The organism is Cognatundibacterium luofuense, from assembly GCF_018139685.1.
GTDB classification, from domain to species: domain Bacteria; phylum Pseudomonadota; class Gammaproteobacteria; order Burkholderiales; family Burkholderiaceae_D; genus Undibacterium; species Undibacterium luofuense.
Window position 1 is genome coordinate 1 of record NZ_JAGSPN010000082.1, and the last position, 557, is coordinate 557.

The 557-nt window shown below is 43.3% G+C and carries 1 pseudogene; it reads left to right on the plus strand.

The annotated features are described in order from the left end of the window. Nucleotides 1–347: 347 nt before the first annotated feature. Nucleotides 348–557, plus strand: a pseudogene (locus KDM89_RS19425) (diaminopimelate epimerase); the annotation flags it as partial.

The following is a 557-nucleotide window of genomic DNA, read 5'->3' on the forward strand; positions in this document are numbered from 1 at the left end:
GTTTTGTTATCTGTCAAACCGTCAACTTTAGTGGAGCCAATATCAGCACCAACATAGATTGGATTTGCTGTCTGAGCCTGAGCAGAGATAGACAGAACTGCGATAGCAGCTGCAATACTCAATTTTTTCAACATTTTTTATCCTAATAATTATTAATAATACAATCATTTAAAAATGACAGGCGCTGATTCTACAGCCAAAGTATGCATAAAGTCACAATTTTCAACAATTTTACGTTGTTTTATTTGCACATCCACTTCTCTTGCCGCATCGTCCTCCCCAGTCTGTCAGACTGAAATGCTTTAGCGCTTACCGTTGAGCGCAGTTTCACGCGATATAATGGACGCATGAAACTCAAATTCACGAAAATGCATGGTGCAGGCAACGACTTTGTCGTCATCGATGCCATCAACCAAAACATCCAGCTGAGCACAGAGCTATGCCGGCATATCGGCGATCGTCGCTTTGGCATTGGTGCGGACCAAATTCTGGTGGTCGAAGCCAGCGTAACACCAGATGTCGATTTTCGCTATCGCATATTTAATGCCGACGGTGGC